Here is a 3,473-nt window from a genome sequence, read left to right as displayed (position 1 = left end):
CGTGGACGGTGGCCGTCACTCGGTGACCCACTACGAGACGCTGGAGGCCCACCGGCACGCCAGCCTGCTGGAGGTGCACCTGGAGACGGGGCGCACCCACCAGATCCGTGTGCACATGGCCGCCCTGAAGCACCCCTGCGTCGGCGACCCCACCTATGGTGCCGATCCGGTGCTGGCCCAGCGCCTGGGCCTGGTGCGCCAGTGGCTGCACGCGGTGGAACTGTCCTTCACCCATCCCGGGACGGGGGAGTGGGTCACCTTCACCTCGGACTATCCCGACGACCTGGCAGCGGCCCTGGAGATCGTCCGCGAGGGGTGAGCCCCGGCGTCGGTGGGGTGACGGGGGCGTGAACAACCCTTGGCAACCCGGCGCGCTCAGCCTTTCCACAAGAGGCTTCAGGTAGTCTTGACCTGTGCGTAGAGCAAAGATTGTGTGCACGCTCGGGCCGGCAGTCTCGACCCCGGAGCGTATGGAAGAAATCGTCAATGCGGGCATGGACGTCGCCCGCCTCAACATGAGTCACGGTGACTACTCGGAGCACGACAAGCGCCTGACGCTGGTGCGCGATGCTGCCGAGAAGACCGGCAAGACCGTGGGCGTCTTGGCTGACCTCCAGGGCCCGAAGATCCGCCTCGGGCGTTTCGCCGAGGACAAGGTGCAGCTGAGCTATGGCCAGACCTTCACCATCACGACCGATGACATCAAGGGTGACCAGACCCGCTCCTCGACCACCTTCAAGGGCCTGCCGGGTGACGTGAAGCCCGGCGACACCATCCTGATCGACGACGGCCGGATCGCCATGGAGGCCACCGAGGTCACCGAGACCGACGTGGTCTGCCGCGTGACCGTTGCGGGCCCCGTGTCCAACAACAAGGGCATCAACCTGCCCGGCGTCGCCGTCAGCGTCCCCGCCCTGAGCGAGAAGGACGAGTCGGACCTGCGCTGGGCGCTGGGCAAGGGCGTCGACATGATCGCCCTGTCCTTCGTGCGCAGCGCGGACGACATCACCCGCGTCCACGAGATCATGGACGAGGAGGGTCGCCGCGTCCCGGTGATCGCCAAGCTGGAGAAGCCGCAGGCCATCCAGAACCTCGACGCCATCATCGACGCCTTCGACGCCTTCATGGTGGCCCGTGGCGACCTGGGTGTGGAGCTGCCCCTCTACGAGGTGCCGCTGGTGCAGAAGCGGATCGTGCGGGCCGCGCGCAAGTGGGCCAAGCCTGTCATAGTCGCCACCCAGATGCTGGAGTCGATGATCTCGGCGCCGCGTCCGACGCGCGCCGAGGCTTCTGACGTGGCCAATGCCATCCTCGACGGTGCCGATGCCGTCATGCTCTCGGGCGAGACCTCGGTGGGTGCCTACCCGATCGAGACGGTGCGCACGATGGCCGACATCGTCAACAACACCGAGGAGCACGGCCTGGCGAAGATCAACGAGATCGACTGGGACCCGCACACCACTGGTGGCGTGATCGCCAAGGCGGCCGCCGAGGTGGCCAAGCGCGTCGACGCCAAGTACCTGGTGGCCTTCACCAAGTCGGGTGACACCGCCAAGCGCCTGTCGCGCCTGCGTCCAGCAATCCCCATGCTGGTCTTCACCCCCGACCAGTCGACCCGCCAGACCATGACCCTCACCTGGGGTGCCACTGCGCAGATCACCCCCGAGTTCACCGATCCGGAAGAGATGGTGCGCGCGGTGGAGAAGATCATGCTGGACGCCGGCCAGGTACAGGTGGGCGAATACATCGTCATCGTCTCGGGCTCCCCGATGGGTGTTCCGGGCAAGACGAACTCGCTGCGGGTCCACAAGATCAAGGGCCCGGCGATGGACGACCAGCACTGATCCGGCAGTCTGCACGACGCACCACGTGATGTCGTCGGCACCCGCCCGTGGGGGTGGGTGCCGACGATGGTGTGACATGTCACGCCGATGTCGTTGTGGCATCATGGACAACTCAAGATCCACCTGCCCGGGTGGCGGAATGGCATACGCGGACGGCTCAAACCCGTCTGGTCTCACGACCGTGGGGGTTCGACTCCCCTCCTGGGCACTCCCTGGGCACACCCGTGGTGCCCGTGGGTTGTGGGGGAATACCAAGCTCGTCCGGCCTGTTGACCACACGGCGTGGTGTGGAATCCTGAGTGAGGTCAGACCACCCAATCCCCTGCAGTCCGTACAACGCCAACGCAAGGACGCCCCGTGAGCAACGCAGAGAACACCACCAACCGTCCCAGGCCGCGCGTCCTGGTCGCCGAGGACGAGGCCCTCATCCGGATGGACCTCGTCGAGCTGCTGACCGACGAGGGCTACGAGGTCGTGGGACAGGCATCCGACGGCCAGGAGGCCGTCGAACTGGCCCGTGAGCTCGACCCAGACCTGGTCGTGATGGACGTCAAGATGCCCCGGATGGACGGCATCACTGCCGCCGAGGTCATCGCCGAGGAGCGCATCGCCCCGGTGGTCATGCTGACGGCCTTCAGCCAGCGCGACCTGGTGGAGCGGGCCCGGGAGGCCGGTGCGATGGCCTATGTGGTCAAGCCCTTCGATGCCTCCGACGTGGTGCCCGCGATCGAGATCGCCATGGGTCGCTTCGCCGAGATCCGCGCCGTCGAGGACGAGGTGGCCGACCTCGAGGAGCGCCTGGCTTCCCGCAAGGCGGTGGACCAGGCCAAGGGCATGCTGCAGGAAGGGCTGGGCCTCAGCGAGCCGGAGGCCTTCCGCTGGATCCAGAAGACCGCCATGGACCTTCGCATCTCGATGCGCGAGGTCGCCGAGAAGGTCATCACCCAGGGCAAGACCAAGAAGTGACCGCCGGGGCGGCGCAGGACGGCATCAGCTGCCCGCGCCGCCCGGCCCCTTGCCAGGGGTGGGCCTGACCAGGCAGGTCAGCCGGCCGGAGGCGGTGCGTCGGCCCTCGTCATTGGTCAGCTCCACCTGGTAGCTCACCAGCTGCCGCCCCCGCTGCAAGGCGTTGGCAACGCCCGTCACCCAGCCCGTGCGCACGGCGTGGTGGTGGGTGATGTTCAGGTCGATGCCGACCGCGATCCCGCCCTGCTCGCGCGCATGGGCCAGTGCCGCCACCGATCCGAGCGTCTCCACCAGCGCGGCGCTCGCCCCTCCGTGCAGCAGTCCCACCACCTGCGTGTTGCCCTGCACCGGGATTCGCCCGACGACGCGTTCGGGACCCACCTCAAGCAGCTCGAGGCCGAGCTTGTCGTCCAGGGGGCTGACCAGGTCGGCGACCCAGTCGGGCAGTTCGGCACCATTCATGCGCGTCACTCTAGGGCAGCTCGCGCCGACGGCCATGTCGCTGTCGGTGGCGGCCACTAGAGTCGGGGACGTGACTGATCTGACCCCTGCCCAGCCGAAGCTCCTGCTCGTCGACGGCCACTCGATGGCCTACCGCGCCTTCTTCGCGCTGCCGGTCGACAACTTCTCCACCAGCACCGGACAGCACACCAATGCCGTCTA

Annotated in this window: 4 protein-coding genes and 1 tRNA gene; 4 read left to right on the top strand and 1 reads right to left on the bottom strand. The window is 67.5% G+C overall.

Translation table 11 applies throughout. The features are described from left to right. The 4 genes from ACHFFZ_RS14520 to ACHFFZ_RS14505 all read left to right on the top strand — a co-directional run. Nucleotides 1-319 (top strand): RluA family pseudouridine synthase (locus ACHFFZ_RS14520; protein ID WP_394277313.1); only part of this gene is annotated, 319 nt, incomplete at its 5' end. Between the two features lie 94 nt (nucleotides 320-413). After that, nucleotides 414-1,844 (top strand): pyruvate kinase, encoded by a 1,431-nt coding sequence (gene pyk / locus ACHFFZ_RS14515; protein WP_394277312.1) that lies wholly within the window; start codon nucleotides 414-416, stop codon nucleotides 1,842-1,844. Between the two features lie 125 nt (nucleotides 1,845-1,969). Further along, nucleotides 1,970-2,052, top strand: a tRNA-Leu gene (locus tag ACHFFZ_RS14510). 149 nt (nucleotides 2,053-2,201) lie between these two features. After that, complete coding sequence (locus ACHFFZ_RS14505; protein ID WP_394277311.1) at nucleotides 2,202-2,810, top strand: ANTAR domain-containing response regulator; 609 nt, start codon at nucleotides 2,202-2,204, stop codon at nucleotides 2,808-2,810. A gap of 24 nt (nucleotides 2,811-2,834) precedes the next feature. Here the strand turns inward: ACHFFZ_RS14505 and ACHFFZ_RS14500 are convergent, their stop codons facing one another. Next, nucleotides 2,835-3,272: a PaaI family thioesterase gene (locus ACHFFZ_RS14500; protein WP_394277310.1), complete on the bottom strand. Its 438-nt coding sequence runs from the start codon at nucleotides 3,270-3,272 to the stop codon at nucleotides 2,835-2,837. Nucleotides 3,273-3,473: the final 201 nt, after the last annotated feature.

The organism is Luteococcus sp. (assembly GCF_043424415.1).
GTDB lineage: Bacteria > Actinomycetota > Actinomycetes > Propionibacteriales > Propionibacteriaceae > Luteococcus.
This window is presented reverse-complemented; position numbering and strand designations above follow the sequence as displayed.

Excerpts from the sequence above, each read along its gene's own strand:
- ACHFFZ_RS14500 (WP_394277310.1), bottom strand. The coding sequence starts at position 3,272 with ATGAATGGTGCCGAACTGCCCGACTGGGTCGCCGACCTGGTCAGCCCC.